24 protein-coding genes and 2 pseudogenes are annotated in these 24,333 nt (G+C 68.8%); 15 read left to right on the forward strand and 11 right to left on the reverse strand.

Annotated features, from left to right (window positions below; translation table 11 throughout):
• Positions 1-79 precede the first annotated feature (79 nt).
• From GBA65_RS21535 to GBA65_RS21545, 3 genes are all read left to right on the forward strand, one after another.
• Positions 80-1,864, forward strand: a complete 1,785-nt coding sequence (locus GBA65_RS21535) for a peptidoglycan binding domain-containing protein (RefSeq protein ID WP_166398696.1) — start codon at positions 80-82, stop codon at positions 1,862-1,864.
• Positions 1,865-2,075: 211 nt separating this feature from the next.
• Positions 2,076-3,776, forward strand: coding sequence for a transglutaminase family protein (locus tag GBA65_RS21540; protein ID WP_166398697.1), 1,701 nt, complete (start codon positions 2,076-2,078; stop codon positions 3,774-3,776).
• A 91-nt stretch (positions 3,777-3,867) separates the two neighbouring features.
• Positions 3,868-4,302, forward strand: coding sequence for a hypothetical protein (locus GBA65_RS21545; RefSeq protein ID WP_166398698.1), 435 nt, complete (start codon positions 3,868-3,870; stop codon positions 4,300-4,302).
• Here GBA65_RS21545 and GBA65_RS21550 read toward each other — a convergent pair.
• Positions 4,256-4,987, reverse strand: coding sequence for a CPBP family intramembrane glutamic endopeptidase (locus GBA65_RS21550; protein ID WP_166398699.1), 732 nt, complete (start codon positions 4,985-4,987; stop codon positions 4,256-4,258). The genes GBA65_RS21545 and GBA65_RS21550 overlap by 47 nt on opposite strands.
• Positions 4,988-5,637: 650 nt before the next feature.
• On the opposite strand from GBA65_RS21550, the gene GBA65_RS21555 reads away from it, so the two are divergent.
• Positions 5,638-7,539 (forward strand): LTA synthase family protein, encoded by a 1,902-nt coding sequence (locus GBA65_RS21555; protein ID WP_166398700.1) that lies wholly within the window; start codon positions 5,638-5,640, stop codon positions 7,537-7,539.
• Positions 7,540-7,596: 57 nt separating this feature from the next.
• Here GBA65_RS21555 and GBA65_RS21560 read toward each other — a convergent pair whose 3' ends face one another.
• The 9 genes and pseudogenes from GBA65_RS21560 to GBA65_RS21600 form a co-directional block, all read right to left on the reverse strand.
• Entirely contained in the window at positions 7,597-8,418 is an 822-nt protein-coding gene (locus GBA65_RS21560) for a heparan-alpha-glucosaminide N-acetyltransferase (protein ID WP_166398701.1), read from the reverse strand.
• Between the two features lie 184 nt (positions 8,419-8,602).
• A pseudogene (locus GBA65_RS21565) lies at positions 8,603-9,407 on the reverse strand (ZIP family metal transporter).
• A 176-nt stretch (positions 9,408-9,583) separates the two neighbouring features.
• Complete coding sequence (locus GBA65_RS21570) at positions 9,584-10,378, reverse strand: DUF305 domain-containing protein (protein ID WP_166398702.1); 795 nt, start codon at positions 10,376-10,378, stop codon at positions 9,584-9,586.
• 72 nt (positions 10,379-10,450) lie between these two features.
• Positions 10,451-11,290 (reverse strand): ankyrin repeat domain-containing protein, encoded by an 840-nt coding sequence (locus tag GBA65_RS21575; RefSeq protein WP_166398703.1) that lies wholly within the window; start codon positions 11,288-11,290, stop codon positions 10,451-10,453.
• A gap of 110 nt (positions 11,291-11,400) precedes the next feature.
• On the reverse strand, positions 11,401-12,207 hold the full coding sequence (locus tag GBA65_RS21580) for a DUF305 domain-containing protein (RefSeq protein WP_166398704.1): 807 nt from the start codon (positions 12,205-12,207) through the stop codon (positions 11,401-11,403).
• A 152-nt stretch (positions 12,208-12,359) separates the two neighbouring features.
• Positions 12,360-12,779 carry a hypothetical protein gene (locus tag GBA65_RS21585; RefSeq protein ID WP_166398705.1) on the reverse strand — a complete coding sequence of 140 codons (420 nt, stop codon included), beginning with the start codon at positions 12,777-12,779 and terminating at the stop codon, positions 12,360-12,362.
• A gap of 104 nt (positions 12,780-12,883) precedes the next feature.
• Positions 12,884-13,384 carry a rhodanese-like domain-containing protein gene (locus tag GBA65_RS24815; protein WP_228282057.1) on the reverse strand — a complete coding sequence of 167 codons (501 nt, stop codon included), beginning with the start codon at positions 13,382-13,384 and terminating at the stop codon, positions 12,884-12,886.
• Complete coding sequence (locus tag GBA65_RS21595) at positions 13,381-13,923, reverse strand: hypothetical protein (protein WP_207956402.1); 543 nt, start codon at positions 13,921-13,923, stop codon at positions 13,381-13,383. The genes GBA65_RS24815 and GBA65_RS21595 overlap by 4 nt, the downstream gene beginning before the upstream one ends.
• A gap of 282 nt (positions 13,924-14,205) precedes the next feature.
• Positions 14,206-14,589 (reverse strand): ArsR/SmtB family transcription factor, encoded by a 384-nt coding sequence (locus GBA65_RS21600; RefSeq protein ID WP_166398706.1) that lies wholly within the window; start codon positions 14,587-14,589, stop codon positions 14,206-14,208.
• A gap of 105 nt (positions 14,590-14,694) precedes the next feature.
• Between GBA65_RS21600 and GBA65_RS21605 the strand changes: the two genes are divergently transcribed.
• Positions 14,695-15,717 (forward strand): cation diffusion facilitator family transporter, encoded by a 1,023-nt coding sequence (locus GBA65_RS21605; protein WP_228282058.1) that lies wholly within the window; start codon positions 14,695-14,697, stop codon positions 15,715-15,717.
• Between the two features lie 403 nt (positions 15,718-16,120).
• On the opposite strand, the gene GBA65_RS21610 is transcribed toward GBA65_RS21605, so the two are convergent.
• Entirely contained in the window at positions 16,121-16,531 is a 411-nt protein-coding gene (locus tag GBA65_RS21610; protein ID WP_166398707.1) for a four-helix bundle copper-binding protein, read from the reverse strand.
• 202 nt (positions 16,532-16,733) lie between these two features.
• Here GBA65_RS21610 and GBA65_RS21615 point away from each other — a divergent pair, with 202 nt between their 5' ends.
• The 10 genes and pseudogenes from GBA65_RS21615 (at position 16,734) to GBA65_RS21655 (ending at position 24,128) form a co-directional block, all read left to right on the forward strand.
• Positions 16,734-17,048 carry a metal-sensitive transcriptional regulator gene (locus GBA65_RS21615; RefSeq protein WP_166398708.1) on the forward strand — a complete coding sequence of 105 codons (315 nt, stop codon included), beginning with the start codon at positions 16,734-16,736 and terminating at the stop codon, positions 17,046-17,048.
• Positions 17,049-17,479: 431 nt separating this feature from the next.
• A complete protein-coding gene (locus tag GBA65_RS21620; RefSeq protein ID WP_166398709.1) occupies positions 17,480-17,836 on the forward strand; it encodes a hypothetical protein in 357 nt (118 codons plus the stop codon).
• Positions 17,837-18,371: 535 nt separating this feature from the next.
• Positions 18,372-19,046, forward strand: coding sequence for a class I SAM-dependent methyltransferase (locus tag GBA65_RS21625; RefSeq protein WP_166398710.1), 675 nt, complete (start codon positions 18,372-18,374; stop codon positions 19,044-19,046).
• 331 nt (positions 19,047-19,377) lie between these two features.
• On the forward strand, positions 19,378-21,873 hold the full coding sequence (locus GBA65_RS21630) for a heavy metal translocating P-type ATPase (RefSeq protein WP_228282059.1): 2,496 nt from the start codon (positions 19,378-19,380) through the stop codon (positions 21,871-21,873).
• A 179-nt stretch (positions 21,874-22,052) separates the two neighbouring features.
• Positions 22,053-22,274, forward strand: a complete 222-nt coding sequence (locus tag GBA65_RS21635) for a metal-sensitive transcriptional regulator (RefSeq protein WP_228282060.1) — start codon at positions 22,053-22,055, stop codon at positions 22,272-22,274.
• 53 nt (positions 22,275-22,327) lie between these two features.
• A complete protein-coding gene (locus GBA65_RS21640) occupies positions 22,328-22,540 on the forward strand; it encodes a cation transporter (RefSeq protein ID WP_166398711.1) in 213 nt (70 codons plus the stop codon).
• A 120-nt stretch (positions 22,541-22,660) separates the two neighbouring features.
• Complete coding sequence (locus GBA65_RS23815; RefSeq protein ID WP_207956403.1) at positions 22,661-22,939, forward strand: twin-arginine translocation signal domain-containing protein; 279 nt, start codon at positions 22,661-22,663, stop codon at positions 22,937-22,939.
• Positions 22,936-23,028: pseudogene (locus GBA65_RS24820) on the forward strand (multicopper oxidase domain-containing protein); the annotation flags it as partial. The gene GBA65_RS23815 and the pseudogene GBA65_RS24820, both read left to right, overlap by 4 nt.
• A 157-nt stretch (positions 23,029-23,185) precedes the next feature.
• Entirely contained in the window at positions 23,186-23,776 is a 591-nt protein-coding gene (locus GBA65_RS24825) for a multicopper oxidase domain-containing protein (protein WP_166398712.1), read from the forward strand.
• A gap of 13 nt (positions 23,777-23,789) precedes the next feature.
• Complete coding sequence (locus GBA65_RS21655) at positions 23,790-24,128, forward strand: multicopper oxidase domain-containing protein (RefSeq protein ID WP_166398713.1); 339 nt, start codon at positions 23,790-23,792, stop codon at positions 24,126-24,128.
• The last annotated feature ends 205 nt before the right edge of the window (positions 24,129-24,333 follow it).

The raw sequence follows: 24,333 nt of genomic DNA on the forward strand, positions 1-24,333 counted from the left end.
GGCGATGCCGGGTGACCTCGAGTGGATCGAAAAAGTCGCGTCACCGCAACGAGTTCGGGAGTAGGGAGGAGGGTCGGACGTGTGGAAGACCGAGGGCAGGCGGAGCAGCGAGAAGGCGACGGAGGGGTTCGGAAGCTTCACGGCGCGTCATCGGGGGAGCACGGCCGGGGCGCGCCGTGCTCGAGCGCGGCGGCTCCTAGCCCCCCTGATCGTGGGTTGCTGCGCCGTCGTGTCGGTGTTGGTCGCGGTGGACTACTGGGCCAACGCCGGCGCGATCTACCGCGGCGTGTCGGTGGGGGGCGTGGACCTTGGCGGCAAGACGCCCGAAGAGGCCCGCGAGCTCCTCGAGGATCCGCGTCAAGGCGTGCTCCGGGAGATCGTGCTCCAGAGGGGCCCCGAGAGGTACTCCTTCGACGCGGATGAGGTCGGCGTCGCCCTCGACGCCGCCGGCACCGCCGACCGGGCGTACGCCGCGGGGAGGGAGGGAGGCGTTGCCCCACGACTCCTCGACCGGATGCTCGCGGCCCTCGGCGCCGCCGACGTGTCCCCGAAGGTGGATTACCGGCCCGAGGTCGCCCAGGCCGAGGTCGAGGATCTCGCCCGGCGGCTGGACGAAAACCCTAAGGAGGCCTCGGTCACGATCGAGGGCGCCACGGTCGGTGTCGTCGAGTCCCGGGAGGGCTACGAAGTGGACGTGCCCGGCACGATGGCCCGCCTCGCGGCGGCGGTGGGTGAGGGTGCCGCCGAGGTCAGGGTGGCGGGGGAGAAGCTGGAGCCGAAGGTCGACACCCCGGCCGCCGAGGAGGCCGCCGGGAGGGCCCGTACCGCCGTATCCGCGCCGCTGGTCTTCACGGCGGGGGGGGAGGAGTGGGCGCTACAACCCGACGAGGTAGGCCGGTCCCTCGACGCGACCCCCCGCGGGAGCGAGATCGCGGTCGAGATCGACCCCGAACGCCTCCGGGAGTCCCTTTCGGAGATGTACGCGGCTCTTACGGTCGAGCCGCGCGAAGCCGGCTACGAGCTCAACGGCGACGAGGTCGCAGTAACCGCGAGTCAGACAGGGAGGTCGGTCGACGAGGAGGCGCTCCTCGCGGACCTGACGAAGGGACTCTTCGAGCGCAAAAGCGAGTACGAGGTGCCAGTGGTCGTCGACGAGCCCGAGCTCACCACCGCCCAGGCCGAAGAGCTCAAGCCGACCGAACTCCTCGGCGAGTACCGCACGAACTACGGACTGACGAGCGATAAGAGCGCGGAGAGGGTGGAGAACCTCCAGATATCCTCGAACGCCATCGACGGTATGGTCCTGGCGCCGGGCGAAACGTTCTCCATGATCGAGAACGTCGCGGGGCTCGACTACAACGCCTCGAAGGTCATCGTCGACGGCAAGGAGACCCTGGCCGACGGAGGCGGGCTCTGCCAGGTCACCTCGACCCTGTACATGGCCGCCAACTACGCGGGCCTCGACGTCACCGAGCGCAGCCCCCACTACGCTCAGCTCCCTTACATCCGGCCCGGCCTCGACGCCACCGTGTGGTTCGGCGACGAGAACGGGGCCGGCGCGCTCGACATGAAGTTCCGGAATACCTCGGACGGTTACGTGCTCATCCGCGAGTACGTCTCCGACGACGGCTACATCTACGCCGAGGTCTGGGGACGACCCACGGGCAGGGAGGTCGAGATGGGCTCCAGGCGGGTCGCCTTGACCCCGTATTCCGCGACGTGGGTGACCCGCCAGAGGGTCACGGAGGACGGGGAGGTGATCTACGACGGGGTTCTCCACAGAGACACCTACGGGGCCCTGGAGTCCGAGAGCGGGGAGATCATACCGATGGATGCCTTCGAACCCGCGCCGGTAAATCCGTAGAGCCGAGGGGAGTTTCGTATCCGATGGGGAAGTCCGGGAGCAGCTATGGAGGGCGTCGGATACCGGGGTCGTCGTGCTTCTTCCCGTCCCGCGGGGCTGCAGGCGGCCACCGGGGGTGGCCCGTCGGCCGCAGGCACCATCGGGGTGGATCCCCGCGCCGGGCGCCCGGTGGCGGGGAACCCTTGGGCGAGTCGGCGGGGGAGAGCGGGTAGTGGGTCACCCTTGGGCGAGGGCGCCGCTCTACGTCGCCGGACTCGCCACCGCCGCTGCCTTCTCCACCCTGTTCGCCGGAGGGGCTTTACCGGTGCTCTTGGGAGCCGCGATCGTCGGCCTGCTCGCGGGCTCCTCCGGCAGGTTCAGATTCGTGCTCGTCTTGCCCGCCACCTTCCTGTACACGCTGCTCTCCGTCTACGGGCGCCTCCCCCTCTCGCCGGAGGGTTGGAGGAAGCTGGCGTCGCGCGTCGCGCGGGACGCGTACGAGGCGGCCGGCACCATGAATGCCGAGGTGCCCCCCTACGAGCCGGAGGCGGGTTTGCTGTTCATCCTCGTACCGGTGGTGATGATCCTCTTGGCCCTCGCGACCTCGGCCACGCTCTATGAGGGGAGCCCCGTCCTCTCGATCGCGACGCTGGGCCTCGCCATCGGCCTCGTCGGCACCGCCAACCGGGAGGCAGGGGTAGGGCCCTTCTTCGCCCTCTTTCTCGCCTCGGGTGTGGCCCTCCTGATGCTCGCCTCGTCCCCGAGGCCCGGGGACGAAGGGTCCGGGGACGAGGCGAGCCGGCTTCGACCGGCGGGCTTGATCGCGGGGGCCGTCGTGGTCGGGGTGGTGCTCGCGCTGCCCAGCACCCCGCTGGCCGGGGCGGCGATACGCCCGGCGCTGATCGATTGGACGCAGATCGGGACCGGCACCACCTCTCGCCTCGCGGTGGAGGCGGACGTCGGCAACTACCTGAACGCCGGGCGCGAGAACGAGCTGCTCAGGGTGAGGAGCGAGGAGCCGCTCCTGTGGCGCGGCGGTACCCTGGATTACTTCGACGGCGCGCGGTGGTCGAGCAGGGTCCGCCCAGGGGAGGACGACGGCCGGGAGGTCGCGCAAGGGGTGGAGACCCGCATCGTCGAGCAGCGCTTCGAGGTGCTGAACGCCGAAACCGAGGCCGTCTTCGGAGGGTACCGCATGGCCTCGGTCTCCCTGCCCGACGCCGAACAACGCCCCGACGGCTCCTGGGTTTCGGACGAGACCCTCTCCGGCGGCTCCCGCTACCGGGTCCTCTCGCTGGTCCCTCAACCGACCGAGCGGCAGCTCGAGGAGGCCGGCATCGACTACCCGGCCGCCGTGCGCGAGAGGTTCCTCCAGCTCCCGCGCGGCCTGCCGGGGGAGGTGGAGGACACGGCCGGGAAGATTCGCGAGGACTACAGCCTCGAGGACGCGACGCCTTACGAGAAAGCCCGGGCGATCGAGCGCTACCTGCTCTACGACGGCGGCTTCGCCTACAACCTCGACGTGGACTACGGGCGGGCGGACAGGGCCCTCGAGGAGTTCCTCGGCGACGGCAGAGAGGGCTTCTGCGTGCAGTTCGCGACGTCCATGACGCTGCTCTCGCGCGAGCTCGGGGTTCCCTCGCGGCTCGTGTACGGCGCCAGGACGGGGGAGGAGGTCGGGCCCGACGAGTACGTGGTGCGGGGGAGAACATGCACACGTGGGTGGAGATCTACTTCCCCGAGGTCGGCTGGTACCCTTCGACCCCACGCCGGGCTTCGGCGTCCCCTCCGTCATGGAGGCGAACGCGCCCGGTCCCACGGGCGCCTCGGGCACCGCGAGTCCCGGCGCGCCGGTACCTCCCGACGTCGATCGGGGCGCCGGGCGCGTCGACGAGCCCGAGCCGGACGGGCGCGGGGCGTCCCGGGAGCCTAAGGGTGGTTCGGAGACGAGCCCTGGCGCTCGCGGGTTTACCGCCGGTGGGGTACTCGTCGCCCTGCTATCCCTCGTCCTGTTCGCAGGAGGTGTGCCGATTCTCAAGCGGGCGCTCGCAGCGCGCAACACGCCCGAGGCCCTCTACAGGGACCTCGCGAGCCGCCTCCGGGATGCGACGTTGCCCACCACGCCGGGCTGGTACGGCGGGGACGAGCGGGCCCTGACCCCCACCGAGCGCCTGGTCGGGGCCGCGAAGGCGCTAGGCTTGAGGACCGAGCCGTTCGGGGAGTTTGCCCGGGTCTACTCCGAGCGTCTGTACTCGACCCGGTCGGGGACGGAGATCGTCCGACCCTACGAGGACGCCCTGCGGGAGTTCCGGAGGTTGCCGCGGTGGAGGCGCTTTCTGGGGGCGATCAATCCCACGTCCGTACTGCTACCACTGAAGCGAAAGCTGGCGAGGAGGGCGTCGCGGGCGCATCCTACGACGCCCCCGGAGGTAGCGCGCCGACGGCGCTCAGGACGATAAGCAGCACGGTGAACGAGTTGAAGGTCGCGTGCGCCACGAAGGGCGAGAGGAGGCTTCCCGTCCTCCTGTAGAGCAGGCAGAGCACCACTGCCAACAGGAAGATCGCGGGAAATATGACCGCGGATTGGTGGAGCGCGGCGAAGACGGCCGACGAGAGGAGCGCCGCCCCCAGGAAAGAGAACCGATCCGCGAAGCGGGCGGAGCCCTCCGTCCCGCCCCCCGTCCTGCGGGAGAAGAAGGCTCCCAGGCGGTACAGGCCGCCGAAGATGGCGCCACGAAAGACAAACTCCTCCACGGCGGGCCCGAAGAGCACGATCACGAGCAAGGCGGCCCCTATCGCGGCGAGCGGGCTCTCCTGCACCCAGCCTTGCAAGCCCCCCAGCAGCATCTGCTGGGCCTCGTTCTCGGCCGAGTACCCCAGAGACTCCAGCACGAGCGCGCTCAACCCCCCGATCACGAGGCTACCAACCACCACCCCGAGGCCCACCAGGAATCCGATCCCGACCGCCGCGACGAGTCCGCCTTTGGGCCTCGAGATGCCGAGGCCCCTCAAGGAGTAGCCGGCCCCTGCCCCGAGCCTGCGGGCCACGAAGACCCCCGCCCAGAACAAACCTACCGTCAACACGATCAGCACGACGTTCTGCGCCACCACCGATAGCAGCAGCACGGCCGGATCTTCGATCATTCTCGCCCCCTGGTGATTGCGCCCTGTTCGACCGGACGCGTCCGTCTCGTCGTCATGCCTTCTCCCGACCAAGCTTCTCGCGACGCAAGAAGAACGGGGCCCCGTCCCGTTTCACGACCGCGGCCCCGTGCACGCCCCCCAGGCACGTATCGTGCTGCCCACTGTCCTGTCCGATGGTCGCTCCGAACTCCGAGTATACCGCCGTGTACCGGTTATCCTGGGGCCCGCGCTCCCCGTCGAACTACGGCGGATCTGAGGCGGAAAAGGAGGCGCCCGATACCGGTACGCCCCACCCTTGCTCGGAGAGGTCACGGCGAAACCGTGAAGGCTTCGACGCGACCGTTCCCTCGGGCCGGCGGAATGTCACCGAGGGTGGCAGAAGAATCCGCCCGAGAAGCCGCGGCGTCGCGATCCGCGAGCGCCGAGGCCCATGGTACGCGACCGCGAGAGGTCGCATAGGATCTCGAACGCCGCTTCCGTGGGAACGCCCCCGACGCCGCCATCTCGCCGGCGTCGCCCGCGTCGCCCCGGTACGGCGGCATAACCTTACCCCCCCACGGTTCCGATTCGTGAAAAGCTTTTTAAACTCCCAGCGTTTCATGAGAGGACATGACGACAATACGCGTACGGCGAGGGAAGCCCGTTTCCTTATGGGGGGGCACGACTGGGTCTACCTGCTCGGCCTTCTGGTCCCCTTCGTCGTCTACGACCTGGCGTTGAAGGCCTCCCTCATCGCGGCCCTGCCCGAGAGGCCGAACCCCGCTGGCTGGCTCGGGCTTATGCGCTCGGACCTCTTGTTCGGCCTCGCGTACGCCTGCCTGTGGGTGGGCCTCTTCGCGGTTGCGAGGAGGGGTCCTTTTAGGCGCGTCGTCGTGGTCCTCTTCCACCTCGTCACGATCCTCGTGGCGCTGGTCGTCACGGGCGTCTACCGGTACTTCAGGACGACCGGCTCGATGCCGGACCTCGACCTCGTCCTCGCCTCGCTCTCTTCGCCGAAGGTGACCGGGGGCGCCGTCGCGAGCGCGTCTTCGCCCGGGCTTTTGGCGGTCCTGGGCATCGCCCTCCTCTACGCGCTCGTTGGGCCCTGGCTCCTGAAGCGTCTCTTGGTTTCTTGGGGCGAGCGGCCCAGCCCGGGACGCGGCGTCGCCGCAGCGGGGGTGCCGTGGCTCGGTGTCTTCGGATTGTTTCTGGCGTCCTACGCCCTGTTCTCCTTTTCGCTCTTTCCCGGCGGGCCGCCGGAGGCGGGGAAGGCCTTCGCCCGCGACGCGATCGTCAGCGTGGCGATGACCGGGGCGGAGGAGACGACCGCGGAGGAGGAGACGACGAGGGGCGACGGAACGGTCGCCACGGAGCAGCCGCCGCCGGACGCGAGCCTCCTGGCCACGGGCCTCGAGCGGCGCAACGTGGTGTTCGTGCACCTGGAGTCCACCCGGGCTCGCTCGGTGACACCCTACAACGAGGAGCTGGAGACCACGCCGTTCATGGACGAGCTGGCGAAGGGGAGCATCTTTGCCGAGAACGCCCGCGCGGTCGTCCCGCACACCTCCAACGCCCTCGTCGCCACGATGTGCGGCATCGATCCCCCCACGACCCCGGAGGGGACGGACTCGTTGGGGGATCGCATCCCGGCGACTTGCCTGCCGCAGCTCCTGAAGGATCAGGGGTACGACTCCGTCTACTTCACCTCCTCGGTGCAGACCTTCGAGCGGCGCCCCGAGGTCGTGAAGAACATGGGTTATGAGGAGTTTTACCCCGTCGAGACGATGGACAAGGAGGGCTTCGAGAAGGCCAACTACTTCGGCTACGAGGACGACATCATGCTCGAGCCGAGCCGGAGGTGGCTCGAGGGCCAGAAGAAGACGGGCGCGCCCTTCGTCGCGGCCTACGAGACGATAACGCCCCACCACGACTACCAGGCCCCGGACCGCTACGGGATAGAAGATTTCGCCGAGGACGAGGAGCTGAACCGCTACCAGAACAGCGTCCGCTACGTCGACTTCTTCCTGAAAAACCTCTTCGATCAGTACAAGGAGATGGGGCTCTACGAGGACACGGTCTTCGTCCTCTACGGCGACCACGGCGAGGGCTTCGGCGAGCACGGCCGTCGCCAGCACGACAACGCGATCTACGACGAGGGGCTCAGGATCCCGCTGATGATCGTCGATCCGAGGCGGGCGGGGGAGCGCGTAGAGACCCCGGTGAACCAACCGGACGTCCTGCCGACGGTGACCGACATGCTCGGCTACCGCATCCGGGGCGGCGACTACGACGGCTCCTCGCTCCTGAGACCCCTCCCCGAGGACCGCACCGTGATGAGCAGTTGCTGGAACGAGGACGGGTGCCTCGCGAGCATCAAGGGCGACGTAAAGTACATCCACCACTTCGGCGACAAGCCCGACGAGGTCTACGACCTCTCCGAGGACCCGCTGGAGAAGGACAACCTCGCCGAAGAACGGCCCGAGGTGGCACGCGAGAGGCTCCCCGAGCTGCTCGAGTGGCACGCGAGGACGAACGACGACGTGGTAGTAGACGCCGGGGAATCGCCCCGGTAGGAGGAGATCCTCCTACCGACCGCGCCGCCCCGCATGCCCCGTCCGTCCCGCCGGTCCCTAGAAGCCGGGTTCTATGACCCCGAGCACCCAGAGGGCCGCGACCAGTACGGGCTGATGCACCAGGTAGATGAAGAGGGTGTGCCTGCCCAAGAAGGCAAGGGAGCGTACCGCGAAGGTGGGGTCCTCCGTCTCGCCTCTCGTGCGCGCCCCGGGCCGTCCGGTGTCGTAGGCGGCTTTGCCGAAGGCCAACCCCAGGAGCACCACCCCGAACCAGGGCAGCAGCGGCCGGTAGTCGGGCATGGACAGGCCGATCGGCTCGATCCCGAAGGGCGCGAGCAGCACCGCTACGACAATCCCAAAGTTACTGGCATCGTACGTGGCGAGCAGGTAGATGCCCGCGGCGACGATAGGGAGACCCAGGAGGGCGAGGTAGGAGGGCCTCAGCTTCAAGAAGGGGTAGGACAGCACGATCGAGGCCCCGATGAGGTGGAGTATCCCGAAGACCACCGCCCCGAAGTCGAGCGCCCAGAAGACGAGCGTTATGAGCATTCCGTAAGCGAAGATCCTCGCGCCCCTGAGCAGCAGGTAGCGGCCGAAGGAGTTCGCCCTGCCCTCGCCGCTCGCCCTGGCGTGGCTCAGGGCGAGGGAGAGCCCCGCGAGGAAGACGAACGCGAAGGCGCTCACGTCCGCGAAGGCGCCCCAGAAGCCCGAGGTGGAGTCGATGGGGTAGCCGCCGAAGGAGTCGAGGTCGTAGACGAGGTGGTAGAGGACCACCATGAGGATCGCGACTCCCCTGGCGGCGTCCACCTCCCACAACCTCGCGGCTTTGCCCTGGGCGTGCTCCCGCGCCCCGGCCGGCGGGTTGGCGGAGCCGTTCACGAGGCGCTCCGGGCGCGGCCCGAAGCCTCGCCGGTCCCCGCGGCGAGCCCGAGGACCGCGCATTCTTCGTGGGACACCCGTACGCGACGCCCGCCGCCGCGCCGCGGGCGCAATCCCGGCGCCTCCTGGTACGCGCGCCCCCTCGGGGGACGGGAGGTGTCTTCGGGTCCTTTCCTTGCCCGGCTCATCCCAGCGCCACGTCCAGCGTCATCATCACCGTGAAACCGACCACTACCGACATGGCCGCGATGTCGGGGCTGCCGCGCCGGGCCTTGGGGAGGAGTTCCTCGGCGACGACGAAGATCATGGCGCCCGCCGCGAACGCCAGGGCGTAGGGCAGTATGGGTTGGGCCACGATCACCGCCGCGGCCCCGACTACCGCGGCGACCGGCTCGACCGCCCCGGAGAGCTGCCCGTAGAAGAAGCTCCTCGAGCGCGACATCCCCTCGCGCCTCAAGGGCATGGCCACCGCGGTGCCCTCGGGGAAGTTCTGCAACCCTATGCCGATGGCCAGCGCCACCGCCGCCGCGAGGGAAGCCCCGTCGAAGCCGGCGGCCACCGGGCCGAAGGCGACGCCGACGGCGAGCCCCTCCGGGATGTTGTGCAGCGTTATGGCGAGGATCAGGAGGACGCTCCCAGCCCGTCTTCACCCCCTCGGCCCGGCGCAAGGGTTGTCCCGGGTGCAGGTGCGGCAGGACCTGGTCCACGAGCCGGAGAAAGGACGCCCCCGCGAGGAAGCCGACGGCCGGCGGGACCCAGGAAGGGAGCCGCATCCCTTCCGAGAGCTCTATCGCCGGGGCCAGAAGCGACCAGTAGCTCGCCGCTATCATCACGCCGCCCGCGAACCCGAACATCGCGTCCAGAAGCTTGCGGTGGACCCGCTTGGTGCCGAACACGAGCGCCGCCCCGAGGGCCGTAAGCCCCCAGGTGAAGAGGGTTGCGACCAGCGCCTGCACGACGGGGCTCTGCTCGCCCAGCGTCTGTAGCATCGAATCCCTTCCTGGGCTTGAGGGGTGGTACGGCAAGAAGCAGTCATGACCCGAGGGACGCGGGGGGCCAGCGCCGCGTCGCGGCCCCTGGGGTCGTACGGTCCTTCATCGGTCCGGAGAGCCCGCCCCGCTCGGCGCTTCGGGCCGGCGGGCCGGGCTCTGGCGAAGGGTCGTGCCTAACCCTCGGGGTACCACTCCTCGCGCCATTGGCGCATCTGCTCGATCTCCCTCTGCTGGGAGGAGACGATGTCCTCGGCGATCCTCCTTATCTCCGGATCCTCGCTCTCCTCCAGGGCGACCTCCGCCATCGCGATCGCCGACTCGTGATGCGGGATCATGGCGTCGATGAAAGCCCGATCGAACGGCCGTGCCTGCGCTAGCTCCCCGGCGTCCGGCATGCCCATCATCTGGTCCATCTCCTCCGCGGACGTCTCGGTGGTGGAGCCGCCCAGCTCCTCCCGGATCTCTCCGAAGAGCTCGATCTCGGCCCGCTGCGCGTCGATGATCTCCTGCGCGAGCGCGCGGATCTCCTCGTGCTCGGCGTTCTCCAGCGCGACCTCGGCCATCTCCACGGCCCCCTCGTGGTGGGGGACCATGGCGTCCACGAACGCCGCGTCCGAGTACTCGCCGTTCGGCGCGACCATCTCCCGGGACATGGCGGACATGTCCATGGAGCCGTGGTCCATGCCTTCCATCCCCTGCATGCCCTCCATGCCGCCGGTGGTCTCGCCACCGCCGCTGCCGGTCGTCTCGCCCATCTGCATGCCGGACATGTCGCCGCCGCCGGTCGTCTCCGGGGCCGCCTGCCCGGACGCTTGCTCGTCCCCGCCGGATCCGCCGTGGTCCATCCCCTGCATGTCGCCGCCCTGGCCTCCGCCGCCGGAACCGCCAGATCCCCCGCACGCCGCGAGGGTCAGCACGGTTGCCAGAAAGAGCCCGAGCATGCCCGATCTTCTCAACGTCTTCTTCAAACCGTTTCCTCTCTGTCGTTCTCTACAACCTCTGCGTAAGGGGAGCCTCTCCCCCTACGAACGGACGGGACGCTACCGCGCACCGGCGTTTCGCAGGATCTCACCGATCTCGTCGTAGCCGTTCTGCTCGGCGTGTTGCAGCGGGGTTACGCCTTCCCTGTCGGCGAGGTTTACGTCGGCCCCGGCTTCGACGAGGAGCCGTACGACCTCCGCGTACCGCGGGCCGCCGTCGCCGAGGATGACTGCCTCCAATAGGGCCGTCCAGCCGTAGGCGTTGACCCGGTCGACCTCCACGCCGGCTTCGAGCAGATCCCGGACGACTCCGACGTGCCCGCCGTCAGCGGCGTGGATCAGGCCGGTGCCGCCTTCTTGGTCGGTGATCTCGGGGTCGGCGTCGCTGGCCAGCAGGAGCCGCAAGAGCTCTTGATGTCCCTCGGCGGTCACGATCAGTAGAGCGTTCTGGCCCGTGTCGTCCTGCGCGTCGACGTCCGCGCCGGCCTCGATCAGGAGCCGCGCTACGTCCAGCCGGTTCTCGAAAGAGGCGGCCATCAGCGCCGTCCGGCCGTCCGTGCCTCTGGCGTCCGCGCCGACGCCCTCCTCCAGTAGCCTCTCCACGGCCTCCGCGTCGCCGCGTCTTGCCGCCCCAATCAACGCTGCGCCGTCGCCCTCTCGTGCAGGAGCAAGTACCGCGTTAGCCGTGCTCCCCTCGGCGGCGCGACCGCCCTCCTGCCCGGCACCACCGCCGGTCTTCTCCGGGGTCGTTCGCCCCGAGGCCCGCGTGTCGCCAGAGCTCCCCACGTCCGTCCCCTGCACGTCGCCTCCGGACCCGGCTTCCCCACACGCCGCGAGGGTCACTGCGGTCGTCAGGAAGAAGCCGAGAGGCAGGACGAACCTTCCAAACGTCTTCGTCAATCCAGTCCCTCTTCGTCGTGTGACGTCAAGCGCACGGGGGTCGGGAGGGGGCGGAGCCGTAGCCCCACCCCCTTGAGCGACCGCGCGGTCGCCCGGCCCGAAAACCCGCTTTAGCCGAAGGACCTGCGCAGAACGTACGATCCGGCCACCACCGCGGCGACCAAGAGCGCGCCCGCCGCGGCCACGACGACCACCGGAGAGGGCCCGCCGGTCTGGGGCATCTGCATGCTGCCGTCGCCCATGGCGGCCTGCATCCCCTGCATCATGTCACCGGTGGGGGCCGGGGCCTCGATGCCGTAGAACTGCTGGAGGTACCCTGCGAACTCTTCCTGCTCCGCGCGCTGGGAGTCGATTATCGTTCGAGCCTGGTCCAGAAGGAGCGGGCTCTGGGCCTTCTGGAGGGCGATCTCGGCCATCTGTATGACGGTCTCGTGGTGCTCGCGCATCCCCAGGAGGAACATCTGCTCGGCCATGGCCGGGTCGGAGCTCTCCATGTGGTCCATCATCGCCGGGTCCATCGACATCCGCTCGTCGGGGTTCGGCTCCTGGCCGTAGGTCTCCCTGAGGAACGCGGTGAGGTCGTTTATCTCCCTGGTCTGATCCTCGATGATCCTGGCGGCGGCGTCGCGCACCTCCGGGTTGGGGGCACGGTCGACCACGGCCTGCGCCATGTCCAGCGCCCCTTGATGGTGCGCGATGACCTGGTTCGCGTACGCTATCTCGAACTCCTCGCCCTCGAGCGCCTCGAGGTCGGCCATCGCGCTGTTCATCTCTTGCATCGCCGCATCGCCGTTCATCTGCATGGAGCCATCCATCTGCATGCCTCCGTCGTGACTGCTCGCCGCGGCGATGCCGGGCGTAAGCAGCGCGAACGCCAGCACGGCAGCCAGAACTCGGCCGAACCGAAAAATCTTCAACTCTTCTCTCCTATCTCGTCTTGTGAGGGGCCAGCCCGTAAGGAGCCCGGCCCCTAAGCCTTATATTGGCGAACGGAGCACGCCCTAGACCGGCGCGTGTCACGGCAAGACCTCGCCGTGCACGGGCACCGCAGCGTGCGAGGAGAAGAATTCTACAGCCGGAACACCTGCAGGACGGGCAGCGTCGGCCCTCGCGGTAGGCATGCCAACGCGGGCAAGGCGCGCGGTCGGTAGGGGCGCAGAACCGCGGTCTCGCGTCGCCCCGTCGCGCCGATGAGCCACCCCACAAACGCGGCGCCGAACAGGGCCAGGGCGACGGCGAAGTACCCGGCGGGTGCCTGCCCGCTATCCTGTGCGCCCCCCGACGAGACGTCCCCGCCCGCGTCCCCTGGGCCGTGCTCGCCGTGGGCGTAGGAAGAGACCGCAACGGCATCCGTGGCCTCGCATCCCCCGTGGCACGTGGTCTGGTGGGCAAAGCCCAGGACGCCGTGGCAGAGCAGCAGCGCGCCGACCAGGAGCATGGGGAGCAGTGCCTTGGCTCGCGAGGACGGGTGCGCTACGACGCGCCTCACGAAGGGTGCCGCATGATGTCCGCTGACGGAAGTCACGGTACCCGAGTGTACCCCGAACCCGCGGCGAAAGCCGTGACCGTAGAACCGAACCGCTCGAAGTTCGCTCACGCCCCTTCGAGCGGCAGGCCAGCGCGCTGCCAGGCGTCCATGCCGCCCTCGAGGTCTACGACGTCCTCGTAGCCGAGCGCGACCAGCTCTCCGGCGGCTTCGGCGCTCATGCGCCCGCTCTTGCAGTAGACCGCTATCCTCGCGCTCTTGTCCCCGGGCAGCCGATCCAGGCTCCGTCCGATCTCGTCGTACGGGATGGAGAGGTCGGTGGAGGGCAGGTTCCCCTCGAAGGGCACGTGCGTGTTGACCACAACGACGCCCTCGTCTTCCGCCAAGCTCCGGAACTCGGCCGGGCCGAGGCGGGCGTACGAACCTGCCCCGGGGACCTCGACCGGTCTTCCGGGTGACGTCTCGCCTCCCCCGGACCCGCCGGCGCCCGCCCCGTCGGTCCCGCCGTTCGCCTCGTCGCCCCCGGAGGTCGCGGGCGACGTTCCGCAGGCGATGGGCAACAGCGCCGCGCCCAAGACGAGCAGGCTACACAGCAGCTTGCGTATCACGGCGCATCGTTCCCTTCGCTCGCCCGGGTGCAGGTCGGGCCCCGGAGGGCGTCGAAGCCCGCGTCCGTCGGGACGGCGCAGGCCCTCTGGCCGGCGAGGCGGACGCGGAGGGCGTAGAGCAGCAACCCCACCGAGAGGAACCCGAGGACCGGCTGGACCGGCGCGAAGTACGTCATGGCACCACCGCTCCCGAGCGCCAACACCACCAGCTTGTTGCAGACCGGGCATCCGATCGCGAAGACCGAGAACAGGCCACCGCCGATCGCCTTGCTCTCCGAACCCGGGGCGGAACCGGCTCCCGAGTAGGAGACATAGGTAGCGACCAGTAGGCCTACCAGGACCGCGCTCGCGAGCCAGAACGGGTAGTTCCACCACTCGACTGGCGTCATGCGGACGTAGAACGGCGTCTCCAAAATGCCCGTGGGCACGCCGGAGACGACGAGCCACCCTCCGCCCGCCAGAACGGCCATTAAGTAACGCCGCATGCCCCAGCCCCGCGCAAGGGCCAAGGTCTTCGCGAACCTCGTCTCGCTCGGCATCAGATACTCCTCCCGAACTGCCCTTCTACAACCTACAACAGCGAAGGCGGTAGCCGCATCCCATACCTCGAGCGCTTGCCTCCCCGCGCCTCGCGCTCGATCTCGTCTCGCTAGCCTTTCCATTGCGAGGAGGATACACGCTACGGGGGCAGGGTATCAGGGGCGCCCTGACGAAGGCCGAGGCTGAGTGTTCCGCCGGACCTCTTCGTCGCCTATAGCAACCTGGCGCTCGAGGGCTTCGGCGTAGCGTCGTGGACTCCCGCGTCTTGGAAGCTCACGACGCTACGTCTCTTCCGCTCCCGTGCCTCCTCGTACCAGGCGGGCGTGGTCCACGTGGTAGAGGGCTTCCTTGAGAAGCACGCCCAAGTGAGCGTCCGCCAGCGCGTAGAACACCCGCTGACCTTCCCTACGGCGCACGACCAGCCCCAGATCCCTCAGCACCCGTAACTGGTGACTCGTGGCAGAAGGGCTCATCCTTACCGCCTTCGACACCTCGCCAGTCTGGAGCTCCCCCGCCTCCAACAGCGCAAACAGCGCCCGCACGCGCGTGGAGCTCGACAGCGCCCCCATAAGGTCGGCGACCCGTTCGTCAACCTCCCCGTCACCTAGCACGTCTCGGGGTTCCAAGAGCCGGGCGTCGGGGAGGCCTTCTTTGAAGTGCGGCATGCGCAAGATTGTACTACGGATGAGAGTTGTCACATTTGAAGAACTCTGCAAATACAGTACACTTCCCGGCGCGTTGATGGTCTTATTGAAGAAGAAGGGTGCCAGGTGTTCTGGAAGAAGTGGCTAGAAGAAGCGTTCGGTCGCGGGCACGAACACGCCCACGGTCACGAACACGCCCACGGGGCGACCGATCCTTCGGTAATCACCTCTGAAAAAGGCATATGGGCGGTGAAGTGGTCCTTCGTCGGGCTGTTCGCCACGGCGCTCGTGCAGGTCGTCGTGGTACTCGTCTCCGGCAGCGTAGCGCTGCTGTCGGACACAATCCACAACTTCGGAGATGCCGCGACCGCGATCCCGTTGGGGGCCGCCTTCTGGCTCTCGCGCATGGGAGCGAGCAGGCGTTTCCCGTTCGGATACGGGCGGGTCGAGGACCTCGCGGGCGTGGTCGTGGTGCTCATCATCCTCTTTAGTGCCGTGGTTGCCGGTTACCAGGCGATCGAGCGCCTGCTCGACCCGCGGCCCGTGGGGCTCCTCTGGGCGGTCGCGGTCGCGGGGGTAGTGGGCTTCGTGGGCAACGAGGCGGTGGCCGTCTTCCGCATCAGGATCGGCCGGGAGATAGGCAGCGCGGCGCTCGTCGCCGACGGCTACCACGCCAGGACGGACGGCTGGACCAGCCTCGCCGTCCTGTTGGGGGCCGTGGGAGTGTGGTTCGGTTACCCTCTTGCCGACCCGGTGGTGGGGCTCCTTATCGCCGCGGCGATACTCGGGATAGTGTGGGAGAGTGGCAAGACCGTCTTCACGCGTCTGCTGGACGGTGTGGAGCCGCAGGTGCTGGACAGCGTCAGGCACGTCGCCGGCGCCGTCCCCGGCGTCGAGGAGGTATCGGACGTGCGCGCCCGATGGCTGGGGCACCGGCTGCGCGCCGAGGTCAACGTCGCGGTCCCGCCGGGGCTCTCCGTCGCCCGAGGACACGCCATAGCCCGAGAAGTCGACGAGCGGCTTCGTAGCGAGATGCCTCACCTCGACGCTGCCCTGGTCCACGTGGACCCGCTCGGGGAGTCGGGGGAGGAGCACCACCGCGGCGCCCTGACCGAGCGGGAAACCGGCGCGGGGGTACGCTGGCACTGACCCCCACGCCCGTCAATTGTGTTCCGGTCGACGCAAGGGGAAGGTAGCCGGACAAGCCCGCGCGACGGAGGCAGTTCTAACGGGGTTAGCGAGCGCACAGGATTGGATCAACCAACGCTGATGCCGCAAGCCGAGCAATCCATTCGCGGACCCGCCTGCTCCCGAAAACCAGGGGTGGCTTCACCGAGCTATGTCGGAGTTACCCTGGCGACGACTCTCTACTCACCAAGCGCGTAGCCGAAACGTCGCGCGCCATGCTGCCGATGAGGGCGTTGAGGACCTAGATGGCCATTAGCCGTAATTTCGATATCTGCTAAAGAGACGGCGGGGTTTGCGTCGCTCGGCTTCAAGCGTCAGCTAGAATCTCTTTCGAAGCCCTCGCCGACGTGATCCCAAAAGATTGTTAGGCGGCTATTCCGGAGAGGACGCCCTTGCAAGCGCTCTCGCAGCGGCGGCACGCGTCGGCGCACGCCTGGCAGTGCTGCATCCCGTGCTGAGCGTGGTTCTCGCACTCGTCCCCGCACAACCTGCAAGCTTCGGCGCAAGCCTGAAGCGTGGCGCGAATCATCGCGGGCTCGGTTGCCGTCTGGCGGGAGAGGATCTTCCCGGTGGCGTCGCACACGTCGGCGCAGTCGAGGTCGAGGCGGATGCAACGGGCGAGCATCTGGACGTCCCCCTCGCCGAGGCAGGCGTCGGCGCAGGCAGTACACGCCTGGGCGCAGTCGAAGCACGCCTCGATGCACTCGACGAGCGTAGCCTGCTCGACCACAGGCTGGCTCGGATTCGTCTGGACCATCTGCTGGGCGTGGGTCATGCCCGATCCTTTCGGTAGCGATCATACAATCAACCCACGGGTACCCCGGGACCCTATCGGGTAAACGGCGTGTCATGCACCTTTTGGTCCATTCGGACGGGGGTAGACGTAGGCGACTTCCGATCGTGCAACGTAATGTTGGGTCTCGGCCGGCGGATGCCGAAACAGCGGGGCGGTAGAATAGAAGAAACGTTCACACAGTATGTCCCTGGTTGCGGAGGTGCATCCCGACTTGTCCGGTTACATAAAGGCGGGGAACAAAGCAAAGCTTGCCGAACGGCTGGACCGGATAGAGGGACAGGCCAGGGGCATAAAGAGGATGGTCGATCGGGAGGCGTACTGCGTGGACATCCTCACCCAGATCGCAAGCCTCGTCGCCGCCTCCGAGCGGGTCGCCTCCATCCTCCTCGAGGACCACATGGACCACTGCGTCAGGGAGGCGCTGGAGAACGGGGAGAGCGCCGAGGAGAAGATCGAGGAGATAAAAGCCGCCGTGGAGCGCTTCAGGAGGATCTGAGCCCGCCGGGAAGGCACTCCGCCCCCTTCTGGTCGGTGCTCGCGCTTTCGGGGCCAAGGCGGCCCGGTTCGAGTCCCTTGTGCCAGCACGTCAGGCGGCGACGGCGAAACCGCAGAACCGGGCGGGCCCGGAGGAATACTCCGACTCCCCGCCGAGCCCCCCGGCTCAGGTCCTGCGCTCGGACGCCGGCCTCTAAACGCCGCCAAGGTTGGTCTGAAACCCGAAGGCGACCCTTCCGTGGGGCCGGTGCGTCCACGCCGACTCCACCCCACGCACCAGCGCTGCGTATCGTGGCGGCTCGCGGGATTCCCCAACGCATCTTGCAGTGGGATACAGGGGTACGGTAACCTTCTGGAGGGCAGCGGGGAAGAGCGACGTATGAAGACTGAAGGCTCGGGAGACTATTCGTTCCGAGGAGGTGTCGCCGTCACTTGAGGGTACTGGTGGGTTACGAGGACGCGTACCGCTTGTACCGGCTGGTCTTGGCCGCGGCCATAGAAGATTCGCGCCCGCACCCAAGGGTTCGTTCCGTTGCTCTGGCGGACATGGGGTCGGAGTTGGCGGCCTTCGATCCGCACGCTGTCGTGTGCAGCCGTCCGACCACCGAGTACGGGCGCGGTAACACGTCCGCTTGGTTGCAGCTCCCGGCGGAGCCGAACCAGCCGGGGTACATCTGCCTAGGTGGGGATCACGAGGTAGCAGTCAACGCGGGCCTGGCGAAGGTGCTCCGCGTCCTCGACGAGGCGGAGGAGGGGCTCCGGAGGGGAGCGCTGGAGGGCCTATCCTGAGCACGGGGCGCGCCGCGGTCGAGGGACGGTCCGACCTGCCGGGAAGGCTCCGCGCCGAAACCTCTCGGGAATGGAGGCGACGAGGCTTCCCAAGCCGAACCATGTGGTAGAGGCAAGCGCTGCGGGAGCGCACGGTGCGGTCGCGCCCCTTCGCGGGCGTAGTCCTTCGGCAACCAGGAAACTCGCCCGGTCGGTGGTCGTAGCGTCCCGGTGGGAACAGCTCGGCCACGCCACGAAAGGCAAGCCCCGCTTCCAGACCTCGACGTAGAGCGCGAAACGCCCAGCGGGACCAAAGCCGGCGAAACCCTTGCTCGAATCCGTTCCGACTACGTATGACCTTTCGGAGGCGATCCCCCGTCGAGCATCCCCCGTCCGGCTCGACGACCCGCCGCCTTACCCCATCTCTCCTCGTCCGCCCGCGGCGCCGTCGGTCCTCCCAAAACGCCGTCCCGCGAAAACCGGTAAGCTCCGCCTCCGACGGAGGAGAGCGACGTCAAGGGGGCACAGGACGGGACGGACGCAGAGCACGCAAGAGGTGCGCGAGGACTTCGACCGGATCGCCGGCCTCTCCCGAGAAGGCGGCTGGGACCACAACTCCCACTACCATCCCTTACTGCTCCGGCAGCTGCCGCTACGCCTGCACGAGGCCCTGGAGGTCGGGTGCGGTACCGGGGCGTTCGTCCGGTCGCTTGCGGGGCGCTCGGAACGCGTCCTCGCCGTCGACCTCTCGCCGCGCATGGTCGAGGTCGCCAGGGCCCGCTCGAAGGGGTACACGAACGTCGAGTACGCCGTCGCCGACGCCAACTCGTGGCCTTTCCCCGAGGGACGCTTCGACTGCGTGGCCTCGATCACCGCGCTGCACCACCTGCCGTTGGCGCCCACCCTCCGCAAGATGGGAGACGCGCTTCGGCCCGGCGGGCCGCTACTCGTGCTCGACCTCTATAAGGCGCGGAGCCCCGCCGACTACCTCGTGGGCGCGTTGGGGTTCCCCGCGAGCAAGGCCATCAGGCTGGCGAGGACGGGCGCCATGTCCGGCCCGCGGCAGCCGCCCGAGCTCAGGCGGGCGTGGGAGGAGCACTACGCCACCGACCGCTTCCCGACCCTCGCCGAGGTGCGCGAGGCGTGCGCCGAGGCGGGGCTTCGAGGGGCGAGGGTGAGGAGGCGTCTCCTCTGGCGCTACTCCCTGGTCTGGCGCAAGCCGATGCGCTAGGAGAGGCCCCCTGCCGGAGGAGGCTCGCCGCGGGCTTACGCCAGCCACCAGCTTAGGTCCCGCTGTGCGCCCCAGACCGTGCGGCAAGGTTTGCCCCCTCCGCTTGTCCGGCGATGGCGGACCCGCCCGAGTCGAGTGACGGCCCGTTGCCGCCGGGACGGCTCTTGCGGCAACGGGCCGTCACTCGCTCGAGCCTCCCTTCGACCGCGCAGACGTTGTTTCGGGAGGGAAGGCAAGTGCGCGCCGCGAAGGGAAGAAGTACTCTTGGTATAGGGTACAGGGGTATGGTAAGCTACTGCTAGGTGTTGTTAGAAAGCGAGGTGCGCTGGAGTTGGGCAAGACGAACGAGAAGACGCTCACCATCCCGGTCACGGGGATGACGTGCGCCTCCTGCGTCAGGCGGGTCGAGAGGGCCCTCGGCAAGAAGGAGGGGGTGGCGTCGGCGAGCGTGAACTTCGCCGCCGAGAAGGCGACCGTCGAGTACGACCCGAAGGCGACGAACCCCGAAGAGCTGGTGGGGGCGATCGAGGGGGCCGGCTACGGCACGGACGTGCGGGAGACGACCTTCGGCGTGACGGGGATGACGTGCGCGAGTTGCGTCGGGCGCGTGGAGCGGGCCCTGAAGAAGAAGGTCCCCGGCGTCTTGGACGCGAACGTGAACCTCGCGAGCGAGAGGGCAACCGTGCGCTATTTGGCCGGCGAGGCCGAGCCGCGCGACCTCGAGCGGGCCGTCGAAGGCGCGGGCTACGGCGTGGTGCGCGAGGGTGAGGCGGAGGCCGAGGCCGAGGACGCCCACGAGAAGGAGTACCGCAGGCTGAGGACCGACTTCCTGGTGGCGGCGGGGCTCACGTTCTTGATCCTGATCGGGAGCCTGCCGCACATGCTCGGGGTCATGCTCCCGGTCCCGATGGGCTGGCTGAACCTGGGGCTCCTGGCCCTGGCCACGCCGGTGCAGTTCTGGGCCGGGTGGCGCTTCTACCGGGGCGCGTGGGGTGCCCTGCGCCACGGGCAGGCGAACATGAACACGCTGGTGGTGCTCGGGACGACGGCGGCCTACGCCTACAGCGCCGTCGCGACGCTCGCGCCGGGGCTCTTCGCCGGGGGCCGGGCCGACGTTTACTTCGACACCTCGGCTTTGATCATCACCCTGATCCTGCTCGGCAGGCTCCTCGAGATGCGCGCCAAGGGCCGCACGAACGAGGCCATAAAGAAGCTCGCGGGGCTCCAGGCCAGGACCGCGCGCGTCGTGCTCGACGGCGAGGAGGTGGACGTCCCCGTCGAGGACGTGGCGACGGGCGACGTCGTCGTGGTGCGCCCGGGCGAGAAGGTGCCGGTGGACGGGCGCGTCGTCTCGGGGTCGTCCTCGGTCGACGAGTCCATGATCACCGGCGAGAGCATACCCGTGACCAAGAGGGAAGGCGACGAGGTCATCGGCGCCACGGTAAACGCGACGGGCTCGTTCCGCTTCGTGGCGACGAAGGTCGGCAGGGACACGGCGCTCTCGCAGATCATCAGGATGGTCGAGGAGGCCCAGGGCTCGAAGGCCCCGATACAAAGGCTCGCCGACAGGATCAGCGCGTGGTTCGTGCCCGCCGTGATCGCGGTCGCGACGCTCACCTTCTTCGTCTGGCTCGTCTTCGGGCCGGAGCCCGCGTTCACCTTCGCCCTCCTGAACCTCGTGGCCGTCCTGATCATCGCCTGTCCGTGCGCGATGGGGCTCGCCACGCCGACCTCGATCATGGTCGGCACCGGCAAGGGCGCCGAGGCCGGCATCCTCATCAAGGGCGGCGAGGCCCTCGAGGGCGCCCACAAGCTCGACACGGTGGTCCTCGACAAGACGGGCACGCTCACCAGAGGGAAGCCCGAGCTGACCGACGTGGTGGCGACGGACGGCCTCCCCGACGGGGAGCTCCTCAGGCTCGTCGCCTCCGCGGAGCGCGGCTCCGAGCACCCCCTGGGCGAGGCCATCGTGCGCGGCGCCAAGGAGCGCGGCGTCGGGCTGGCCGACGCCGGGGAGGAATTCGAGGCCGTCGCCGGCGGCGGCGTCAGGGCGACCGTCGACGGAAGACGCGTCCTCGTAGGCAACCGGCGCTTCCTCGACGAGGAGGGTATCTCCGAGGACGGGCTCGTCCCCATGGGCGAGAAGCTCGCCGCGAGCGGCAAGACCCCGATGCTCGTCGCCGTGGACGGGCGTCCGGTCGGCCTCGTCGCCGTGGCCGACGTGGTGCGCGAGGAGTCCGCGGAGGCCGTCCGGCGGCTGCACTCCTTGGGTCTCGAGGTCGCCATGCTCACCGGCGACAACCGGCGCACCGCCGAGGCCGTGGCCCGGGAGCTCGGCATAGACCGCGTCCTCGCCGAGGTGAGGCCCGGGGACAAGGCCGACGAGGTCAGGCGCCTGCAGGCCGAGGGGAAGAGGGTCGCCATGGTCGGCGACGGCATAAACGACGCCCCCGCCCTGGCCCAGGCCGACGTCGGCGTCGCCATCGGAACCGGCGCCGACGTCGCGATGGAGGCCGCCGACCTCACCCTCGTCGGCGGCGACGTCAGGGGCGTGGCCCGCGCGGTGGCCCTCTCCAAGGCCACCGTGCGCAACATAAAGCAGAACCTGTTCTGGGCCTTCGCGTACAACGTCGTCCTGATCCCCGTCGCCGCCGGCGCGCTCTACCCCTTCTTCGCCGGCCAACCCGGCGGCGTCCCGGAGGCCCTGCGCCCCCTCCTCGGCGAGTACGGGTTCCTCAACCCGATCCTCGCCGCCGCGGCGATGGCGCTCTCGTCGGTCACCGTACTCGCCAACGCCCTCAGGCTGCGTTGGACGGAGGTCTCTTGATACCCCCCGTGGGTATAGGTATAATTTTCGGCATAGGGGCCTGGCCGGGTCCCCGGTTCCCGAGGAGGCGTCGAGGAGGAGATGACCGAGCAGCAGGCCGGAGAGCAGGAAATCCACGGTTACATAAAGGCCAAGGACAAGGAGAAGCTACAGAACCGCCTGAAGCGCATCGAGGGCAGGTGCGCGGGGTGCAGCGGATGATCGAGGAGGAGGCCTACTGCGTCGACATCCTGACGCAGATAAGCAGCTACATATCGGCCTCGGAGAAGGTGGCGACGTTGGTCCTGAAGGACCACATGGACCACTGTGTCCGCGCGGCTCTCGAGGACGGCGGCGCCAACGCCGAGGAGAAGGTGCGCGAGCTCCAGGAGGCCGTGGAGCGCTTCATCAAGCTGGATTAGGAGAGTGGGGGCCGTCGCCTCTGGCGGCCCTTCGCCGAAAGGAGCAGTCGAAGATGACGAAGACCACCGTTTTGAACGTGCAGGGCATGACTTGCGGCCACTGCGAGATGAGCGTCCAGGAGGCGCTCGACGAGCTCGACGGGGTGCAGGGCGCCAAGGCAGATCGCGCCACCGGGAACGTCGAGGTCACCTACGAGGAGGACAAGGTCTCGAACGACGAGTTCAGGGAGGCCATCGAGGAGGTCGGCTACACGGTCGGGTCCTAGCGCGTACGTACGTCTAGGGGCGCGGAGCAGAGGGGCGGGGGGAAGTCTCCTCCGTCCCTCTGCTCGTGGACACGGTGTGGGCTGCACGGGCCGTACCACGAGGAACGAGGGATCGTTGGCATGGCAGAGAAAACAGGACACCGTTCGAGGTTCAGCCGCCGGGAGTTTTTGGGGCTCGCCGGCTTGAGCGCCGGGGCCCTCGCCCTGGGTGGATGCGGCATGCTCCCGGGCGAAAAGGGGAGCGCCGCCCCGCCGTCGGGCATCGTCGATCTCGACCTCGAGGCCGCCCCTTTCGATCTGGAGCTGAGCGGTCGGAGGTACTCGACGTGGGGGTACGGCGGCGGGCTGCCGGGGCCGGAGATCAGGCTCAAGGAGGGGAGACCTTGCGGGCGGCGGTGAGCAACCGCCTCCCGGAGGGGACGAGCATCCACTGGCACGGCGTGCCACTCCCGAACGGGATGGACGGCGTCCCCGGCGTGACGCAGGAGCCCGTCGCGCCGGGCGAGAGCTTCACCTACGAGTTCGAGGCCCGCGCCCCGGCACCTACATCTACCATTCCCACTCGGGCTGCAGCTCGACCGCGGCCTGTACGGGGCGCTCATCGTCGAGCCGAAGGACGAGACCCTCCGTTACGACCGCGAGTTCGTGCTGGCCCTGGACGACTGGCTCGACGGGGCAAACGGTGCGTCGGAGGACGCCCTGAAGGATTTGAGGTCCGGCGGCAGCACGATGGACGGGATGGGCGGCATGGGGGACATGGGCGGGGGGAACGGCGGTGCCCCGGCCGAGACGCCGCAGGACATCGCCTACCCGCTCTACCTCGTCAACGGCAAGCCCGCCGACGACCCGGAGGAGCTCGAGGTGCGGGAGGGGGAGAAGGTGCGCATCAGGCTCATCAACCCATCCGGCGCCACGATCTACCGCGTCGCGCTCGCGGGGCACCGCATGACCGTCACCCACGCGGACGGCCAGCCGGTGGAGCCGGTCGAGGTCGACGTGGTCCGGATCGGCATGGGCGAGCGCTACGACGTGATCGTGGCGGCCGACAACCCCGGGACGTGGCAGCTCGCCGCCCGAATCGAGGGGGCGGACGACGTCGCGCGCGCCATCGTGCGCTACGAGGGAACACCGAGGATGCGCCCGCCGCCGACGGGAGCCCGCCCGAGCTCGAGGGCGAGCTCTTGCTCTACGAGATGCTCCGGGCCGCGCCCGGGACGAGCGTCCCCCCGAAGGTGAGCCCGACGAGGTCGTGCCCCTCACCCTAAACGGCGACGAGGAGACCTGTGTGTGGACGGTGGGCGACGAGGCCTTCGAGGAGGCCGACAGGATCCCCGTCGGCCGCGACCGGCACGTCCGGTTCGAGTTCGAGAACAAGACCATGATGCCCCACCCGATGCATCTGCATGGCCACTTCTTCCGTGTGGACAACGGCACCGGCCGCGGGCCCATGAAGGACACGGTCCTCGTGGAGCCGGGCCAGAAGCTGAACATCGACTGGGTCTCGGACAACCCCGGCGACTGGGCCTTCCACTGCCACCAGGCCTACCACCAGGAGGCCGGCATGATGCGCGTGGTGAGGGTGGCGTAAGGGCTCCGGCGGTCCCTCGGTAGGGGTGGCGCGAGATGAGCGGCTCTGCGGCCGCGCAGGCTCGAGGTCCCCGAACCGACCACCGTCCCCTTCGCCCCGCCGGGTTCGGCTCACGGCGCAACCGGGGTTTAGGGGATACCCCCTAGGGTATTGGCTAGCGCGTGGAGCGGGCGGCGAGCACCCGGCAGCTCCGAGGCGTCGGTGC

This window comes from Rubrobacter marinus (genome assembly GCF_011492965.1).
Classification (GTDB): Bacteria; Actinomycetota; Rubrobacteria; order Rubrobacterales; family Rubrobacteraceae; genus Rubrobacter_F; species Rubrobacter_F marinus.